Origin of the sequence: Paenibacillus sp. FSL H3-0302, assembly GCF_037982245.1 — a bacterium.
GTDB lineage: Bacteria > Bacillota > Bacilli > Paenibacillales > Paenibacillaceae > Paenibacillus_AQ > Paenibacillus_AQ odorifer.
On sequence record NZ_CP150284.1, the window covers coordinates 6,041,302 to 6,057,742 of the forward strand.

The following is a 16,441-nucleotide window of genomic DNA, read 5'->3' on the forward strand; positions in this document are numbered from 1 at the left end:
CTCACTTTCGGGATTAAAAATGGAGAATCTATGTCTCCTAACCATCATCGTTCATTATATCACGTGTTAACAAGGGGCGTTCCTTGTTCTAGCAGGGCTTAACATGCAGTTCACCACTAACTATAGTTAATGCTCGCCCAGACAACTTAATCTCGTCTTTACTTACCTCTAACTGAAGCAAACCTCCACGTTTCGAAGCTTGATAAGCGGTCAACTGCGTACGATTGAGTCTATCCGCCCAAAAAGGTGCCAATGCAGTATGCGCTGAGCCTGTTACCGGATCCTCATTCACTCCTACCTTCGGCGCAAAAAAACGTGATATACAATCTATACCTTCGATAGAGCTTTCTGCGGTAACCGCGAAACCTCTCCCTTCAAGTCCGGATAAAGCTCCGAAGTCAGGGCTGAGTTCGCGAACCCGGGCTTCCTGATCCAGTCGTACAAGTATATTATCAACATATCGCATAGTTTCCACCACATTGGCTTCTGCAATACCAAGCGCTGCTGCGAGACCTGAAATTACAGGAGAGGGTTGAAGCTGATAAGGCGGGAAGTACAGTGAGATCAAATCTCCTGAACGAGAAGCTCTAAGCAACCCACTGCGTGTATAGAACCTTGCTTCCATGTCAGGCGCTAGCAATCCGCTCTCCCATAGTACATGCGCACTTGCTAGAGTCCCATGCCCACACAGCTTGACCTCAACTTTAGGTGTAAACCATCGCAAGCGATATCCATCTTCCTCTGGCCAGAGAAAAGCTGTCTCTGACAAGTTCATTTCCGCTGCTGTCTTCTGCATATAACCTTCATCGACGGGATGCTCCAGTAAACATACCGCCGCAGGATTGCCTGAATAAGCCTGTTCTGCAAAAGCATCGATAATATATAAAGGGATATTCATCGTATTCATCAGGTTCCTGCTTCCTTTCGTATCGCTGTTACCCTGCCCCACTCTTTTAACCCCTGCTCTACTTCCTCCAGAGGAAGGGCACCTTGTTCCAATTCTGCAGATGATTTGAGCAGCAGCCGATTGTACAGCTTATCCCCTTCTATTACAACATCTTCTCCTTGCTCCCACAGCCGGTAGAGGCTGTCCTCCGCTTTACTATATCGTCCTACCGACTCCATATACTCCAACAGTAGCCGCTCCGTTTTAGACGGGAGACGATAGGCCTGCACATCCTGCAAGAGTTCATCAATTTCCTGAGTCATATGCAGCAGCTCCCTGTCTGCTCCATGAAGATCCGCGTACAAATATAAGTGTAAAGCTCTCATACTTCTAAATAATGCTGCATCCTTATCGCCATTTGCCGCATAAATGCTGCCTTCTTCCTTCAGCAGTTTGGCCAGACCTTGAAGCTTATCGGACTCAACCACACCGCCAAAACGAAACATATCTATGATATCTTCTACAGATAGTGAATTTAAAAGACGTGAATTCAGCGGAAAATGCCGGTTCAACAGCTCATCAATTTCCCATAAAGCTTCTGTCGTCTTCCGTTCCTGCTTTAGAGAAAATACCTTGGCAACCATCGCCGTCATATCTTCGATCATCCGGACAATATAGTCTCTTCGAAACATGCAATTCCTCCTTTTCCGTACTGTGGTAGCAAAAAATTCAGGACTCAGACCACTTAAGTTATTCTATTGATTTATCTTAAACCATTGCCGAATTCTATGCCAGTTAAGGAAAATACCAGATCATTAGATAGCCCTTAAAAAAAGAGGCAGCACACGCCATAATGGCGCCGTGCTGCCTCTTTGTAGATGATTTTTTATACGCGGCTATTGTCTAAAACGGAAGCCTGAACAAAATCCTTTATGATCTCGGCTAATCGTTCAGGAGCTTCAAAAAGACTCATGTGGCCTGCACCCGATATCGTTGCTTGCGTTATATTCGGTTTATCCGCAGTAAAGGTTCGTTCAGCAGGAATCAATCCATCCTGCTCGCCAGCAACAAGCAATACCGGCAACGTAGTGGCCGTAATTACATCCCGTCGATCTGGACGCTCACGCATCGCCAGTGCAGCTCCTGCCGCTCCTTGTGGAGGCGTTTTGTAGCCGATTTCTTTAGCACGCTCCAGCAGCTGTGGAGATGCAGAAGCGGTTGCTTCAGCAAACAATCCTGGTACGAAGCTGTCTACGAAAGGAGTAATCCCTTCATTTTGAATCGCGCTGACACTCTTCAGTCGTTTTTCCTTAGCTTCTTCACTATCTGGATAAGCAGTAGAATGAATTAATCCAAAGCCTTTCAATCGAGAAGCATAACGCTGAGCAAACGATAGCGTAATATATCCGCCAAGCGAATGACCAAGCATGATGCATTCAGCAATCTCCAGCGAATCTAACAGACCCAGAACATCATCTGCCATTTGTTCAATACTATAAGGTCCTAATGGAGCTTCCGAAGCTCCGTGACCACGTAAATCGGGAGCAATCACTCTGTAGCCGCTGCTTAAGACAGGAATGACTTGTTCCCAATATTCAGCGCTTCCACAAAAGCCATGCAGCAATACAATAACTTCGCCTTTCCCCTGATCACTGTAGCATATATTGCTTCCGTCACAACGAACTCTTTCCATGGCTGCTTCCCTCTTTCTAGAATACTAAGATAATGTGTCTAATATCTATTATTAAGCAAAACAGCCCGCCTTGAAACGGACAACTTATTTTTAAGTGCCCAATGGGTACTACTGGAGTCCGAATCCTTTTGCTGCCGCTATAGCGATATGTTCTGCCATAACCATCACTCTATGCAGTGGAGTGGTCTGCAACGTTCTATAGGGTTTCGGGCCATTCATATCTACAACGGCCGCCAAACTATAGTGACCTACGGCTGGAAGATTTGCCCCCACCGATTGTGCAGGCTGTAGTGGCTCACTCGAAACGAAGTAATATCCAAGCGCGATCGGAGGACCCAGACAAGCATCTACCGCAACTACAATATGCCCGGAGGGAATCTCAGCCACTCTGGCCACCAAGTTATCTGCATCGCAAGGAGACGGCAACGTACCGATTACATGTCGGAAGCCATGTTCCACAAGTTTGCTGCCCGTCAGCGGACCGAGTGCATCTCCTGTAGACCGATCTGTTCCAATGCACAGGAACGTGACTTCCTCGGCGGAATGCAGAGCAGCTATTTCCATGAAAAAGGACACTAATCCAGCATCGTCCATTTTAATGCGTTTTCCGCTTCCCTGTTCTCTGATTGCCAATACATTTCCTCCCTTCGATGATATTTTTGATCTCATGCCTTTAATTTAACATGATTTCAGTGAACCCGACAAAAAAATGGTGGTCAAGCTGCCAAACATGGTAAAATACATGAATCAGTATACAGAGAGGATGTTTTAACCTAATGGATTTAACAAAGCCTAGTCAGGAAAATGTTGAGTATATGATCGAGGCTATCAAGAACAAATTAAAAATGGCCAGTGCCGCGGCGATGCAAGCCTCCGCTTTTTCAGTAGATCATTATGAAGATATCTATGATGTATATGAGGTAGCCATGGGCAGCGACAGACTGAGTATTTCTCAGGTGGAAGCACTCGTCTCCGAACTCGGCCGTCTACGTCATAAATAATAGTTCTCCTTATTACAAGAAGAACCGATGTTGCCGTCCTTTAAAGATGACCACCGCTTCTCGTAGAAAAAAGCCCTTCGCTGCGTATCCAGAAGATGGATTCGTAGTCGAAGGGCTCTTTTTATATGATCCTACTTTATGAAATTAAGCTTGAACTCGGTATCCGCATGGCCTACTCGTGTACCCCCGTCATTGTAAATCACGCCTGAAAATGCATTTCGCAGCTTTTCCAAGGTATTTTTCTGACTATAACCAATTTGATTTAAAATTCCCTGTACAATAAGTCCCCACTCTTCTTCCGACCCATCCAGAATCTTGAAGGCAATCCCCAGTCGCTCATGGCGTAAGCCAAAGCAATATACACCCTTAAATCCACCCTTAGCAATAATATTATCATCTTCCAAAAGAATAGAATCAAGGCGACCAGATCCAGAAACCATCTCCGGATAAGCATTCATTGCCGTTGTAATAGTAGTAACCGCTTTGCGAGTAGCTTCATCTGCAATCAAATCCGGATTGGCTAATTTCAAATAGGCCGTCGCCAAGGCGGTCAGAGGCAGAGCAAATACCGGCAGCCCGCATCCGTCCGTACCTAAACCGATACTGTCTGGGGCCACACCCGCCATATAAGCAATGGTGTTGATAATCTCACGCTGCATCGTTTGCTCCGGCTGTGAATATTCTTCAAGCGGCAAACCTTTGAGCTTACTATAAGATAAGATACCCATGTGCTTGCCCGCACAGTTATGATAGAACTTTCTTTTGCCCGCACCACGGATGGCGTTCTCCCTGCTGGAATAATCCAGCGGGTAACTCGTTGCACAGATCATTTGTTGCTCATCGATGCCAATCTTGGAGGATATGCTCTCTAGCGCAGCTACATGGTAGCTCTCTCCCCGATGAGAGGCGGTCATCAGGGCAACCTCTGCGGGTGTAAAGCCGTAATGCTCCACAATCCCCCCACGTACGCCTGGAATAGCCTGAAGGGGTTTAGCAGCTGAACGGGTGAACGATACAAATTCCGGATCACCTGCATACCCCTTTAAATTTCCGTTCTCTCCTACGATGGCAATATGCCCACTATGGACACATTCCAGCAAATCCGCCCGATACTCTCGTACTAATACGGTTTCCATGATTTCTCTCCTCTTTTAACTAGATGCTCTATAACTCACAAGGACTTATTAGTATTCACATTTAATAAATGCTAGAAAATAACCCCGTGCTCCGGGATTTTTGAGTACTCTACAAACTCCCTTAAGTGTTGGTTCCATGAGGAATTCTACTCCTATTTTCATTATTCTTCAATCCTGTCCCCACCAAGAAGATTTTAGAAACCGGATAAAATATAAAAAACCGCTTCCTTCTCAGAATCTTGATCTCTGAGTAGAAAGCGGTTTTTATGGAATTCAGCGTAGCCTCACAAGGGTAGCGCAGTTCGTCTTATCCTTTGCTTGCACCTGCGGTCAGGCCATCCACCAAGAAACGCTGTAGGAAAATGAACAGCAGCGTGACTGGGAGAGCGACCAATACCGCTCCGGCAGCGAACAACGTAAACTCGGTTGAGTTACTTTGGTTCACCATCCGGTAAAGCCCAACGGCGAGCGTTCTTGTATCCTCCGTGCGCAATACAAGGTCGGCGAATATAAAATCCACAAAGCAGCCGTTGAAAATCATAAGGCTGGCATAGGTGAGCATCGGCTTAGATAACGGGATCATGATAGAAAGAAATACTTTCATATGACTCGCCCCATCCATTCGCGCAGCATCTTCCAAGCTTTTAGGAATCGTATCAAAAAAACCTTTAGCCACAAAAACATTCGTGATAATAGCACCGCTGCTGTACACGAGCACAAGTGCCCAATGAGAATTCAGTAGCCCAAGTGTGTTCAGCAGCACGTAAACTGCAATCATAGCCATAAATCCCGGAAACATCTGCAGAACTAGGAGCGTGGTTAGTGTAGTTTTTCTGCCCGTAAATCGATAACGAGAAATGGCGTACGAAGTCAGCAGCAGCAAAAAGGTGCCGAGCAGCGTAGACAACGCCGCAATCTTTAGCGTATTCATGAACCATAGCAAATATTTAGTTTGCTCAAACAGTTCCTTGTAATGAACAAAGGTGAAATTCTTAGGAATCAATGAGTCACTGAACAAACTGTTTCCTGTTTTGAAAGAAGACATAATAATCCAGAAAGCTGGGAAAAGACTAATAAAACTGAGCACAATCAGCAATAAATGGCTTCCAAACGTTTTTAACGCTTCCGTCAGTCTTAGCTTCATGCAATCATATCCTCCTCTTTAAAGGATCGCGTCCGCCGGTAGCTCCAGATGGAGAATGTCGCGACCATCAGGAAGATGACAATCCCGATGACAGAAGCAAAGCTGTACTGTGACTGGTTCAGCGCCAGTTTATAAAGCCAAGTCACCAGCAGGTCAGTGTGGCCCGCGTACTGGTAGTTAGGATTAACCGGTTCTCCGTTAGTCATTAGATAAATGACATTAAAGCTGTTAATGTTGCCGGCAAACTGCATAATCAGGATAGGTGCGGTTGCGAACAATACCATGGGCAGCGTAATCATGCGGAATTTATAAAATGACCCAGCACCGTCTACTTCTGCCGCTTCATACATATCCTTCGGAATTGTTGTCAGCACCCCAAAGGCCAGAATCATGGTCACCGGAATGCCGATCCACATATTAGCCAGGATTACAGTGACCTTAGCCCAGAAAGGATTGGTTAGCCAGGCCACACCCTCCAGTCCCAAGGCTCTTAAATAACTATTGATCGGTCCGAATTGATTATTGAACATATTGCGCATGACGAGCAGAGAAATCATATTGGGAATAGCGAAAGGAACGATCAGAAGTGTGCGCCAAAGCTTTTTGCAGCGGACACGGGGCTGGTGAATAAGTACTGCAATAAGCACACCTCCAATGTAAGTCGTCGCAGTAGCAATAACCGCCCAGATCAAGGTCCAAGTCAGCACTCCACCAAAGGTGGAACTCCAGACATCCAGACTAAGCATTTTATTAAAATTACCGAAACCCACCCAGTCTACTAGATGTGCTGGCGGTAAAATCGGGTCGGCATAGTTCGTAAACGCCAGTAGCACCGAAAAAACAAGTGGTAATATCGTCAGAAAAACCACGGCCACAAAGGGAATCGCGAGGACAAGATAGGCAAAATTCCTCCGCCCCATAGCTCTGAGCGATTCAGCGAATGAATGAATGGGCTCTTTCCGGTCCCGTGCAGCTCCAACTAGGAATGCATCTCTGATGTTCAGTAAATGAAAAGCTGTATAAAAGAGCAGCGCCAGCAATGCCATTAGACCATTGATCATCATAAAAATGGAGTGGTCGCCTTCCACCATCCGGGTTAATTTGCCTACCTTGACCATACGGCTTGGAAATTCACCAAGCGTAATTAAGCCATGCAAATGTCCCATCAGATCATGAGCAATATAGTAGATTCCAGCAGACCCCACCAGCAGGAATACCAATCCTTTCAGCCACTGCCGGTTGTAGAACTGGCCCAGTCCCGGAATAATAGCCGAGAGTAGCGCTGCGCCTGTTTTCTTCCTCATGGTTAAATCACCTGCCCTTTACTTCGACTCCAGATCGGCCTGAATCGTGGTTACAGTCTGATCTAGCGTCTGTTTAACATCAAGATTTGAGTCGTTCCACAGGGACACAAACGCTGCTTTTAGGGGTTCCCAGACCGATTTAATTTCTGAAACGGAAGGCATTGGAACGGAATTTTGGAATTGCTCGAAGAATCCGCCAATAATAGGGTCATCTTTGATTTCCGGCGCTTCTCCAGCCTCTATACTCGCAGGAATCGCTCCCGTCATCTCAAAATTCTTAAGCTGATTCTCCTTATTGCTTGCAAAATGTGCGAACAAACGGCCTGCGACCGGATATTCCGTATATGAGTTGACATAATACGATTTGACCCCGGAGAAAGAAAGACTGTCTTGACCGTCAGGTCCCTTTGGAAGAGGCGCCACACCCAGGTTAACATTTTCCTTAAACGCCGCTATGGACCACGGCCCGTCGATATTCATCGCCAGCTTACCTTCTTGGAACAACTGTGTTTTCACGTCATAAGTGATATCTCCTGCATTCAAAGGCAGAATTTTTTTGAGGCTCTGCAGAAACGTAAACCCTTTGATAGTGCCTTCATTGTTCAATCCAATATCCTTGAAATTCGTATTGTTGTCTCCGTAAATATATCCGCCGAAGCTGCCAATAAACGGATAGCTGTAATATCCGACGAATTCCCACATGATTGCGAATTTGTTTTCCTTCGGATTGTTGTACGTATCTGCAAAAGCAATCACATCATCCCACGTTTTAGGAGCGTCAGGAATCAGGTCCTTGTTGTAGAACAGCGCATAGGTTTCTACCGATTTAGGATAACCGTAAAGAATGCCATCATAAGACGATGCCTGAACGGCTGTTGCCACCATCGTTGATTTGGTTTCTTCCTCAAAAACATCATTTGGCAAAAGCAGCCCTGCTTTTACGGCTTGCCCGATCTGGTCATGGGGCAGAGTCAACACATCTGCAGCAAGTTTAGACGGACCATCCGTCGCCAGTCTTGCGCCTTGATCACCACCTGCCATTTCCTCAACTGTGACGGGAACACCATATTCTTTTTCGAAATCAGCAGCAACCTGCTTCATGTACTCAAGCTGCTCCTTGGCTTCCCAGACCATCAGTTTGGCCCCTGCTTCTGGTTTCATTTCCTCATCGGTGGTATTCTCTCCGGAAGTATTTGTCTCATTTGTGGTTCCCCCCGGCTCGTTCACTGCGGAATTCGGACTCGAATTCGGCTTTGATGCGGAGTTCCCATTGCCTGAACCGCATGCGGTGACCGTCAAAGTTAACAGCAGGCATAGGACTAAACTAAATGTTACCGCTTGCATTTTGGAACGTTTACTCTTCTTCATTTGCTCATCTCCCCTTCGTTCATGAGTGATTAAACCTAACCCGCATTGAAAAAAAGCATATAAAAAAGGTACAACCTCATTTGCACAAAGTGCCGAGGTTGTACCTTTCCAGGTAACAGTGCCTTTAATTTGAATGCGTGTTATGAAAAATCAAGTTCGTTCGCCCTCATTCTATAATATCCATAATTTTGATTGCAATCAGAGTATAAGTCCAAAAAAGACGGTTTAACAAAGTTTATCTTTTCTTTTCTTTTATTTTCTCTTTATCCCTACCACATACTAAAAATTCCATATTGTAAATTCTTGTGAAATAACCTCTTGCTTTGCTCTTGAGGGTTATGGTAAGATGCAGACAAATTTAAAGGCAATGAAACCGCCAAGGGTTCAACCTCTGAAAATCATGAGGTTGGCCCTTTTTTGCGTTTACATGCCCGAAGGGATGGAAAATGAGTATGATTCAACCGGAAGCCGTTTATCACCGTATGGGACAAAATTGGTCATATGCCTACGATGAGTCTACACTTCATATTCGCATAAGAACTAAGCGGGACAACGTATCACAGATCGATCTTTTCTGTGGAGATAAATTTGGCTGGGACAAAACGCATGAGGTCATTCCAATGCAGCGCCTCGCTTCTGACGGCTTGTTCGATTACTGGCAAGCCTCCGTCCGTCCCGTTTACCGCAGACTCGCGTATTACTTTGCGCTTTATGACAAAGACGAAGTTCTTTATTTTTTGGAAAAAGGTTTTTATCCAGAGCCACCTGCTGTGGTATATGAGGGCTTGTTCGACTTTCCATTTTTGAATCGTGAAGATGTGCACTCCCCTCCATCGTGGGTGAAAGATGCAGTATTTTATCAAATATTCCCGGAGCGTTTCGCGAATGGGGATCCCACCAACGATCCGACAGATGTATTGGAATGGGGCGGCACGCCGAGTCCTCGGAATTTCTTCGGAGGGGACTTACAGGGTGTACTAGATCATTTGGATTATCTCTGTGAATTGGGCATCAATGCTATATATTTTAATCCTTTATTTGCGGCAACCACCAATCATAAATACGATACAAAAGATTATTATTTGGTCGATCCTCATTTTGGCACCAATACATTGCTGAAAGAGCTTGTGGACTCCTGTCACTCCAAAGGCATCCGTGTCATCCTGGACGGTGTCTTTAATCATTGCGGACATACCTTCCCGCCATTTGTTGATCTGCTCGCGAACGGGCAATCTTCACGTTATGCGGATTGGTTCCATGTACGCGAGTGGCCGCCACAGGTCATCGACGGAATTCCCACCTATGACACCTTTGCATTTGAGCCTATCATGCCTAAGTTCAACACTGAGAATCCTGAAGTCATAGAATATCTACTGAATGCAGGCCGCTATTGGATCGAGGAAATCGGTATAGACGGCTGGCGGCTTGATGTCGCAAATGAAGTCTCCCATTCGTTCTGGCGGCAATTCTGCAGTACGATCAAAAGCATTAATCCAGAAGCCTATCTCGTAGGAGAAATCATGCATGATTCCTTGCCGTGGCTGCTTGGCGATCAATTTGACGCCGTTATGAATTACCCGCTAACGAATATTCAAATTAATTTTTTCGCTCACGGACAGATCAATGCTGCACAATTCTCTCAGTCGGTTGCTACTATGCTAGCGAATTATCCGCAGCAAATTACGGAAGCCGCCTTTAATCTGCTAGACAGCCATGATACAGTTCGTTTCCTGACACTTTGTGGCGGTGACATCAGGAAGTTAAAGCTGGCCGTTTTGTTCCAGATGACCTTTCAAGGAGCACCCTGTGTTTATTATGGCGATGAAATCGGCATGGATGGCGGATACGATCCGGACAACCGAAAATGTATGGAGTGGGACTCCCAGAAACAGAATCAAGAATTGTTCGAATACTATCGCTGGACGATCAGCCTTCGTAAATCTCATCCCGCATTCCGGAGCAGTGGATTTAAAGCGCTGGAGATTCCGGGTTATCCAAAGCTGCTTGTATATGAGCGGTGGGACAAACAAAGCCGGTTCATAATCGTATTGAACAATGAAGATGTTATGGCCGAAGTCATCATTCCTGTAACCGGAGCAGACACGATATGGGTAAATCTAAAGACGCAGAAGCGGACTGAAACCTCCACATCCCAGCTGCATCTGAATCTGCCTGAATTCGGCTATGCGGTACTCCAAGCCGTTAATGATTAATCCGTAACATTATAAATTCAATCGTGGAAGGATGGAGACATATGCTGCATATCACAGCCTGTCTTCGCCCTTCTTTTTGCGCATAAACAAATCTTGATAAAGCCTTAAAAAGGCGGTTTATATGACCTAAAGCCCTCTAGGTTACCGTATCCTCCCTTAAACTCCCGTAATCTCTCCCTTGCTCTTCAACTGTTTCAGCCCATACGCCAAAGTTTATATACGAAGTAAGATAAATTATAAGGAGTGATTGGTGATGAGTAACGTAGAACATGAAGTAGAGAACGGAAGCAGCTTATTAAAAGGTATCTTTATTGGTAGCTTAATTGGTGCCGCAGCAGCCCTGCTATTTGCACCAAAGCCTGGTCGTGAAATGCGCAGTGATCTGTCAGATAAACTTTCTCAAGCTACAGACAAGACCAAAGAAGTTGCTGGTGCCGTAACTGACAAAACCAAAGCTATTGCGACAACAGTTGGCGAAAAAGCAACCGATTTGGCTAGTACGGTGTCAGATAAAGCTTCTGATATCTATACCACTGTCAGTGACAGCAAACAACAAATTGCCGCCACTCTTCAAGAGGCTGGAAGTAAAATTGGTGACACTGTAAGTGAAGCCTCAAGCAATGTAAGCTCGGATGTTAAAGACGCCTCTAAAGACGTAGCTGATGAAGCTAAAGCATCCTCTAAAGAGGTTGCCAATCAGGCTAAGGATGCGAAAGAGGATGTAAAATCCTCCTATAAATCCAATTACTAATCTGCGGCATCATACAGCTATCACTTTAACAAACAACAGCCAGCTGACCGCAGCTGGCTGTTGTTTAGTTACACCTTTATTCACATCAGCAGATACAACTAGACATTTAATTAATGCCCGTTCGGGCTATAGAAAGCAGGGATGGCGCATGGCAGATTCAAATAACCAAACAAAACCTTATGAAATTGATGAACATCCTTTCGAGTTGCGACATGAAGTGAAACGCTTAAACAGTCGTCTTGATAAGATCGCTCACTCACTGGAAAAATCAGAATTCAAAGACATTCTCGACAACTATTCAGATCCGAAAAAAAGAATCATCACAAACCTGATGGCCGGTATATCTCGGGGACTTGGACTATCTCTCGGAACATTTGTAGTCCTTGGTTTATTAGGCTACATTCTTAGTCTTTTTCTTAATGTTCCAGTAATCGGAGAGTATCTTGGCGAAATTAAAAAATACATTGATGCTAATAGCTAACCGCAAGACTATCAATCTATTCCCCAACTATCGACCGCTTCCCCCGCTTGTCCGTCTAATCCTCTAGGTTGGACGGACAAGCGGGGGAATAAGTCTACAACAGTATACAAATAAAGGACATGCGGGTCTCCAGTCAGCGGAGAGAGGCATGTCCTTATCGTCGAAAATGTATATTACCCATACAGGAACTCAATAGGAAGAGTTGGCCATAATCTGCTTTAACTTCTCAGTGGCCCGCTTCTGTATGCGTGAAACGCTCATCTGTGATACCCCCAGCTTCTGGGCGATCGCCCGCTGGGATTGTCCATCTTGGAACGCTAACAGCAGCACCTGCTGCTCCTGTTCCTTCAATTGACCTAGTGCTTGCTGCAAATCCATACGTTTCTCTACGGTCTCGTAATCATTTGCGTCAGAGCTGATCAGCTCGCCTAGTGTGGCTCCTGTCTCCTCTTGAGAAAGGGGCGAGTCTAGGGAGACGTAATGATAACATTCTCTGCCCGCCAGTACTTCTACAGTTTCTTCAACAGACAAATCAAGATAATGAGCAATCTCATCCACCGCAGGCGAACGTTCCAGCTTCACTGTTAGTTCGTCAATCGCGTGTTGAACAAGTGCTCCCTTTTCTTTAATCCGTCTAGGTACCTGTATGTACCAAGATTTATCACGTAGGAAATTCTTCATATGTCCAATCATGCTTTTCATCGCATAGGGCTCAAAAGGGATTCCAAGGCTAATATCATATTGCTGTAATAACCGGATGAGCGCCATTTGCCCGACCTGATATAAATCCTCATACAAGTCGGGGCGGTTGCGAGAAATTTTTCCAGCAGCCATTTTTACCATAGGCTCATATTTCTTAATCAGCACTGTTGCGCGTTCATTATCCTTAGTCTGCTGATATTCCCAAATTTGGGTGACTGCTTCATTCATGGACTCGGGGGGAGTCACCTTATCACTCATACCTTTTCCTCGCTAAAGTTAAGGTGCTTCTTCAAAGTTACTACCGTCCCTCTTCCGGCCTCACTTACGACGCTCACGTCATCCATCAACGCTTGCATTAAGTAGAACCCTAAACCGCCGACCTGAACGTCACTTAACTCTTTATCATGCAGTGTCATACGCTCACTGGACGAGTCTTCCAAACCGTCAAAGCTCTCCCCCTCGTCTTTGACTGTAATGGATAGGGCACTTTCACCCACCTCAAAGATTACATCAACCATTCCGTCTTGTTGTCCATAGGCGTACAATACTGAGTTGTTACACGCCTCTGATACAGCTACCTTCATATCTTCAATATCTTCGTAGGTGAAGCCCATTTTTGAAGCAATACCATATAAATTCAACCTAACAATATCCACATACTCTGCGCTAGCCGGCAGCTGAAGAATTACTTTTTGCACATCATCACTCATTCTTTGTTCTATCCTTTCCTAGTGGGAATTCTCTTGGGAGGCAAAAAACTTGGTAATACCAGTCATGTCAAACAGCTTCTGAATTTGGGGAGGAACATCCTCAACCATAAACTTAACGTCCATACCTTGTCTTGATTTCAGGATCGAAAGTAGAATACCAATACCCGTGCTATCGATGTATTTTAATTCTTTAAGATTTATTACTAAATCATGCTTCGTATCACCTACAAGCGGCTCCATTACCAAACGGAAATCGGAAGCCACGGATAGATCAAGTTCACCATTCAGGAAAACCGTACATACACTTTCTTTTGTCTCTGTCTTAGCGTGAAACTTATTACTTTTATGCGTGTTCATAGACGATCTCTCCTGATAAATATTTTCTATATTAATAACCTCATAGTCCTACCTTTGAAACAAATAACATTAAAATATAAACTAGTAAATCTTGGGTTACGCCTGAAAAATAGATGTATCTGTTTCAACCATCCGATTATCGCTGCTAGAATACCGAGAGATAATCTGCTTAATACTACTCATCTTAAGTGGCTTGCTGATATAGTCATCCATTCCTGAGGCTTTACAGCGATTCTGGATGCCATCCATGACATTCGCAGTCATTGCAATAATAATAGTCTTCTCAGCCGCCGGACCGCCTTCTCGACGGATTTGAGCGGTTGCCTCCAGGCCATCCATTACTGGCATTTGGAGATCCATAAAGATAAAATCATAGGGCTGCTTAAGCGCCATTTGCACAGCCTGTTTCCCGTCCTCAGCCATATCAGCTTCATAGCCGAGCTTATCTAGCATGCTAACCATCAGACGCTGATTGATAGGATGGTCATCTACAACAAGGATTCGGCTTCTGCTCTCCTGATTAAGAAGAAGATGAGGCGATTCCTCTTCTTGATAACCTCCTGTCAAATCTTCTCCAGGTACGGATGCTTGTATCGTAAAAATAAAGGTAGCTCCTTTTTGCTCCATGGATTCTACCCGTATTTCTCCGCCCATCATGCCTACAAGGGATTTACATATGGCTAAACCAAGCCCTGTTCCCCCGTATTTCCGTGTCATTGAAGAATCCAGCTGTGAGAACGGTTGGAACAATCGGTCGCATTTCTCTGGAGAAATACCAATCCCTGTATCCATGATCGTGAACTCGACTTCTACCTTGTTCCCAGATGTTTCTTTGATGGAAGCGACTAAATAGACACCGCCTTGATTCGTAAATTTAACTGCGTTAGCAATCAGATTAATTAATACTTGGCGTAAACGGGCCATATCTCCATATAAAAGTCTAGGCAACTTCTGATCGATAAAATAAGCAAGCTCCAGGTTCTTTTTTCCCGCTTCCACCGAAAAGAGGCTGAACACCTCTTGAATACATGTGCGAAGTTCGAACAGCTGCTCTTCGATTTCCATTTTACCGGATTCCATTTTGGTGAAATCAAGAATATCGTTTATCACCGTAATCAACGTGTCTGCACTTTTCCGAATGATCTCGGAATACTCCTTCTGCTCAGGAGCAAGGTCAGTCTCCATTAATAAATCAATCATACCCACTACGCCATTCATTGGTGTACGAATCTCATGACTCATCATAGCCAGAAATTCCGACTTCGCTTTGGAGGCGATCTCCGCCTCTTCCTTAGCCTTTACGAGCTCACTATTTATGATTTCCAGTTCTTTCGTCTTTTGCTGCAGCAGCATGGTCTGAGTCTGATGCTTCTTGCTCGTAATATACATCTCGACAAAACCTTGTATCTTAGACTTCAGAATTTGTGGAATGAAGGGCTTGACCATATAATCAATAGCCCCTGCAGAATAGCCCGCGAATAAATGCTCCGCTTCCTTACTATTCGCAGAGATAAAGATAATCGGAATTTCCTTTGTTTTTTCTCTGGCTTTAATCAACTTTGCGGTCTCGATCCCATCCATACCTGGCATCTGCACGTCCAGTACGATGACAGCAAAATCATACCTTAACAAACACCGCAGCGCTTCTTCGCCGGAGGTGGCTTTGACTAGCTCATAATGCTGGCTTTCAAGTACCGCCTCCAGCGCCAGCAGATTTTCAGGACGGTCATCTACTAGTAGTATATGAATTGGTTCTTGAAACCCCATAGGACCACCCTCCTTCATGCGTTATTTTATGTTACGGTATATTTTTTCTACTCTGTCCAAAGACTCATAACAATCGCTGTACTTCGTAAAGTGAATGGATTCTTTAGAGCCTAGAACAAGTATTCCAAAACGACTTAAACTTTCATGAAACAAGCCGTGAACATGATCCCGCAGCTCATCATTGAAATAGATCATCACATTGCGGCAGAAAATAACATTAAACTCATTAAAAGAAGTATCTGTAGCCAAGTTATGCTCAGCGAATATAATGTTTTTGCGTAAATATGGCTGTAAAATAACCGAGTTATACTTCGCTGTATAGTATTCAGAGAATGCCCGGGTACCTCCCGCCTCCAAATAATTCTTAGTGTATTGCTTCATTCTGCTAATATCATAGACGCCTTCCTTAGCCTGCTGTAAAGAACGCTCATTCATATCTGTGGCATAAATCCGAGCCTTATCGTAAAGCCCTTCTTCATGAAGCAGGATGGCCATAGAGTATACTTCTTCACCAGTGGAGCATCCAGCATGCCAGATACGAATATAGGGATAAGTCCTCAACAACGGAACTACCTTCTGGCGAAACGTTAAAAATAACCCCGGGTCCCTAAACATTTCGGTAACCGGAATGGAGAGACTATAGACAAATCGTTCAAAACAGGCACGATCATGCAGCACCTTTTCTTGCAGCGCGGATATGCTGTGTACATTCTCCGCATGCACATGATGCCAGATACGTCGCTTCAAAGAAGGCAACGCATAATTCCGGAAATCATATCCATATAAACGGTGTACTCCATCAAGGAGCAGCTCGATCTCAATTTGCTCCAACTCGTCACTTCCTACCATAACGGGCTGCTCCTCATATCCGTGTTCTATCGCTTTCATTGTTATCCCGACTCCCTTATTAACACACCCTAATTCTAGT

Annotated in this window: 17 protein-coding genes; 4 read left to right on the plus strand and 13 right to left on the minus strand. The window is 44.8% G+C overall.

Annotated elements, in window-relative coordinates; genetic code table 11:
• Nucleotides 1-88: 88 nt before the first annotated feature.
• From MHH50_RS26845 to yyaC, 4 genes are all read right to left on the minus strand, one after another.
• Nucleotides 89-907 carry a PhzF family phenazine biosynthesis protein gene (locus MHH50_RS26845; protein ID WP_340033681.1) on the minus strand — a complete coding sequence of 273 codons (819 nt, stop codon included), beginning with the start codon at nt 905-907 and terminating at the stop codon, nt 89-91.
• A complete protein-coding gene (locus tag MHH50_RS26850) occupies nt 907-1,578 on the minus strand; it encodes a DUF6483 family protein (protein WP_076128661.1) in 672 nt (223 codons plus the stop codon). The genes MHH50_RS26845 and MHH50_RS26850 overlap by 1 nt, the downstream gene beginning before the upstream one ends.
• Before the next feature lie 194 nt (nt 1,579-1,772).
• Nucleotides 1,773-2,579 (minus strand): alpha/beta hydrolase, encoded by an 807-nt coding sequence (locus tag MHH50_RS26855; RefSeq protein WP_076128663.1) that lies wholly within the window; start codon nt 2,577-2,579, stop codon nt 1,773-1,775.
• A 108-nt stretch (nt 2,580-2,687) separates the two neighbouring features.
• Nucleotides 2,688-3,212, minus strand: coding sequence for a spore protease YyaC (gene yyaC / locus MHH50_RS26860; RefSeq protein WP_248549634.1), 525 nt, complete (start codon nt 3,210-3,212; stop codon nt 2,688-2,690).
• A gap of 143 nt (nt 3,213-3,355) precedes the next feature.
• Between yyaC and MHH50_RS26865 the strand changes: the two genes are divergently transcribed.
• The gene (locus MHH50_RS26865) at nt 3,356-3,580 is read left to right on the plus strand and encodes a DUF1128 domain-containing protein (RefSeq protein WP_036680203.1); all 225 of its coding nucleotides are present in this window, start codon (nt 3,356-3,358) and stop codon (nt 3,578-3,580) included.
• Between the two features lie 131 nt (nt 3,581-3,711).
• On the opposite strand, the gene MHH50_RS26870 is transcribed toward MHH50_RS26865, so the two are convergent.
• The 4 genes from MHH50_RS26870 to MHH50_RS26885 all read right to left on the minus strand — a co-directional run bounded on the left by MHH50_RS26870 (nt 3,712) and on the right by MHH50_RS26885 (nt 8,532).
• On the minus strand, nt 3,712-4,716 hold the full coding sequence (locus MHH50_RS26870) for an asparaginase (RefSeq protein WP_076303096.1): 1,005 nt from the start codon (nt 4,714-4,716) through the stop codon (nt 3,712-3,714).
• A 307-nt stretch (nt 4,717-5,023) separates the two neighbouring features.
• Complete coding sequence (locus MHH50_RS26875) at nt 5,024-5,860, minus strand: sugar ABC transporter permease (protein WP_076128667.1); 837 nt, start codon at nt 5,858-5,860, stop codon at nt 5,024-5,026.
• Nucleotides 5,857-7,164: a sugar ABC transporter permease gene (locus MHH50_RS26880; RefSeq protein ID WP_076128669.1), complete on the minus strand. Its 1,308-nt coding sequence runs from the start codon at nt 7,162-7,164 to the stop codon at nt 5,857-5,859. Before MHH50_RS26880 ends, MHH50_RS26875 begins: the two co-directional genes overlap by 4 nt.
• An 18-nt stretch (nt 7,165-7,182) precedes the next feature.
• Complete coding sequence (locus tag MHH50_RS26885) at nt 7,183-8,532, minus strand: maltose ABC transporter substrate-binding protein (protein ID WP_254847769.1); 1,350 nt, start codon at nt 8,530-8,532, stop codon at nt 7,183-7,185.
• Between the two features lie 446 nt (nt 8,533-8,978).
• Between MHH50_RS26885 and MHH50_RS26890 the strand changes: the two genes are divergently transcribed.
• The 3 genes from MHH50_RS26890 (at nt 8,979) to MHH50_RS26900 (ending at nt 11,977) form a co-directional block, all read left to right on the plus strand.
• Nucleotides 8,979-10,745 (plus strand): glycoside hydrolase family 13 protein, encoded by a 1,767-nt coding sequence (locus MHH50_RS26890; protein ID WP_305953968.1) that lies wholly within the window; start codon nt 8,979-8,981, stop codon nt 10,743-10,745.
• A gap of 253 nt (nt 10,746-10,998) precedes the next feature.
• Nucleotides 10,999-11,496: a YtxH domain-containing protein gene (locus MHH50_RS26895; RefSeq protein WP_076128671.1), complete on the plus strand. Its 498-nt coding sequence runs from the start codon at nt 10,999-11,001 to the stop codon at nt 11,494-11,496.
• Between the two features lie 148 nt (nt 11,497-11,644).
• A complete protein-coding gene (locus MHH50_RS26900) occupies nt 11,645-11,977 on the plus strand; it encodes a DUF5665 domain-containing protein (protein WP_036680215.1) in 333 nt (110 codons plus the stop codon).
• A gap of 189 nt (nt 11,978-12,166) precedes the next feature.
• On the opposite strand, the gene MHH50_RS26905 is transcribed toward MHH50_RS26900, so the two are convergent.
• The 5 genes from MHH50_RS26905 to MHH50_RS26925 all read right to left on the minus strand — a co-directional run bounded on the left by MHH50_RS26905 (nt 12,167) and on the right by MHH50_RS26925 (nt 16,401).
• The gene (locus MHH50_RS26905) at nt 12,167-12,937 is read right to left on the minus strand and encodes a sigma-70 family RNA polymerase sigma factor (protein ID WP_076128673.1); all 771 of its coding nucleotides are present in this window, start codon (nt 12,935-12,937) and stop codon (nt 12,167-12,169) included.
• On the minus strand, nt 12,934-13,389 hold the full coding sequence (gene rsbW, locus MHH50_RS26910; RefSeq protein ID WP_036680217.1) for an anti-sigma B factor RsbW: 456 nt from the start codon (nt 13,387-13,389) through the stop codon (nt 12,934-12,936). The genes MHH50_RS26905 and rsbW overlap by 4 nt, the downstream gene beginning before the upstream one ends.
• 18 nt (nt 13,390-13,407) lie before the next feature.
• Nucleotides 13,408-13,746 (minus strand): STAS domain-containing protein, encoded by a 339-nt coding sequence (locus tag MHH50_RS26915; protein WP_076128675.1) that lies wholly within the window; start codon nt 13,744-13,746, stop codon nt 13,408-13,410.
• 96 nt (nt 13,747-13,842) lie between these two features.
• The gene (locus MHH50_RS26920) at nt 13,843-15,513 is read right to left on the minus strand and encodes a response regulator (RefSeq protein ID WP_076128677.1); all 1,671 of its coding nucleotides are present in this window, start codon (nt 15,511-15,513) and stop codon (nt 13,843-13,845) included.
• A 21-nt stretch (nt 15,514-15,534) separates the two neighbouring features.
• The gene (locus tag MHH50_RS26925) at nt 15,535-16,401 is read right to left on the minus strand and encodes a protein-glutamate O-methyltransferase CheR (RefSeq protein ID WP_051491113.1); all 867 of its coding nucleotides are present in this window, start codon (nt 16,399-16,401) and stop codon (nt 15,535-15,537) included.
• Between the last annotated feature and the right edge of the window lie 40 nt (nt 16,402-16,441).

Bases quoted from the DNA above. Each gene is read 5' to 3' on its own strand.
- MHH50_RS26845 (WP_340033681.1), bottom strand. From the start codon at position 907: ATGAATACGATGAATATCCCTTTATATATTATCGATGCTTTTGCAGAA.
- MHH50_RS26850 (WP_076128661.1), bottom strand. From the start codon at position 1,578: ATGTTTCGAAGAGACTATATTGTCCGGATGATCGAAGATATGACGGCG.
- MHH50_RS26855 (WP_076128663.1), bottom strand. From the start codon at position 2,579: ATGGAAAGAGTTCGTTGTGACGGAAGCAATATATGCTACAGTGATCAG.
- MHH50_RS26865 (WP_036680203.1), top strand. From the start codon at position 3,356: ATGGATTTAACAAAGCCTAGTCAGGAAAATGTTGAGTATATGATCGAG.
- MHH50_RS26870 (WP_076303096.1), bottom strand. From the start codon at position 4,716: ATGGAAACCGTATTAGTACGAGAGTATCGGGCGGATTTGCTGGAATGT.
- MHH50_RS26875 (WP_076128667.1), bottom strand. From the start codon at position 5,860: ATGAAGCTAAGACTGACGGAAGCGTTAAAAACGTTTGGAAGCCATTTA.
- MHH50_RS26880 (WP_076128669.1), bottom strand. From the start codon at position 7,164: ATGAGGAAGAAAACAGGCGCAGCGCTACTCTCGGCTATTATTCCGGGA.
- MHH50_RS26885 (WP_254847769.1), bottom strand. From the start codon at position 8,532: ATGAAGAAGAGTAAACGTTCCAAAATGCAAGCGGTAACATTTAGTTTA.
- MHH50_RS26890 (WP_305953968.1), top strand. From the start codon at position 8,979: ATGAGTATGATTCAACCGGAAGCCGTTTATCACCGTATGGGACAAAAT.
- MHH50_RS26895 (WP_076128671.1), top strand. From the start codon at position 10,999: ATGAGTAACGTAGAACATGAAGTAGAGAACGGAAGCAGCTTATTAAAA.
- MHH50_RS26900 (WP_036680215.1), top strand. From the start codon at position 11,645: ATGGCAGATTCAAATAACCAAACAAAACCTTATGAAATTGATGAACAT.
- MHH50_RS26905 (WP_076128673.1), bottom strand. From the start codon at position 12,937: ATGAGTGATAAGGTGACTCCCCCCGAGTCCATGAATGAAGCAGTCACC.
- rsbW (WP_036680217.1), bottom strand. From the start codon at position 13,389: ATGAGTGATGATGTGCAAAAAGTAATTCTTCAGCTGCCGGCTAGCGCA.
- MHH50_RS26915 (WP_076128675.1), bottom strand. From the start codon at position 13,746: ATGAACACGCATAAAAGTAATAAGTTTCACGCTAAGACAGAGACAAAA.
- MHH50_RS26920 (WP_076128677.1), bottom strand. From the start codon at position 15,513: ATGGGGTTTCAAGAACCAATTCATATACTACTAGTAGATGACCGTCCT.
- MHH50_RS26925 (WP_051491113.1), bottom strand. From the start codon at position 16,401: ATGAAAGCGATAGAACACGGATATGAGGAGCAGCCCGTTATGGTAGGA.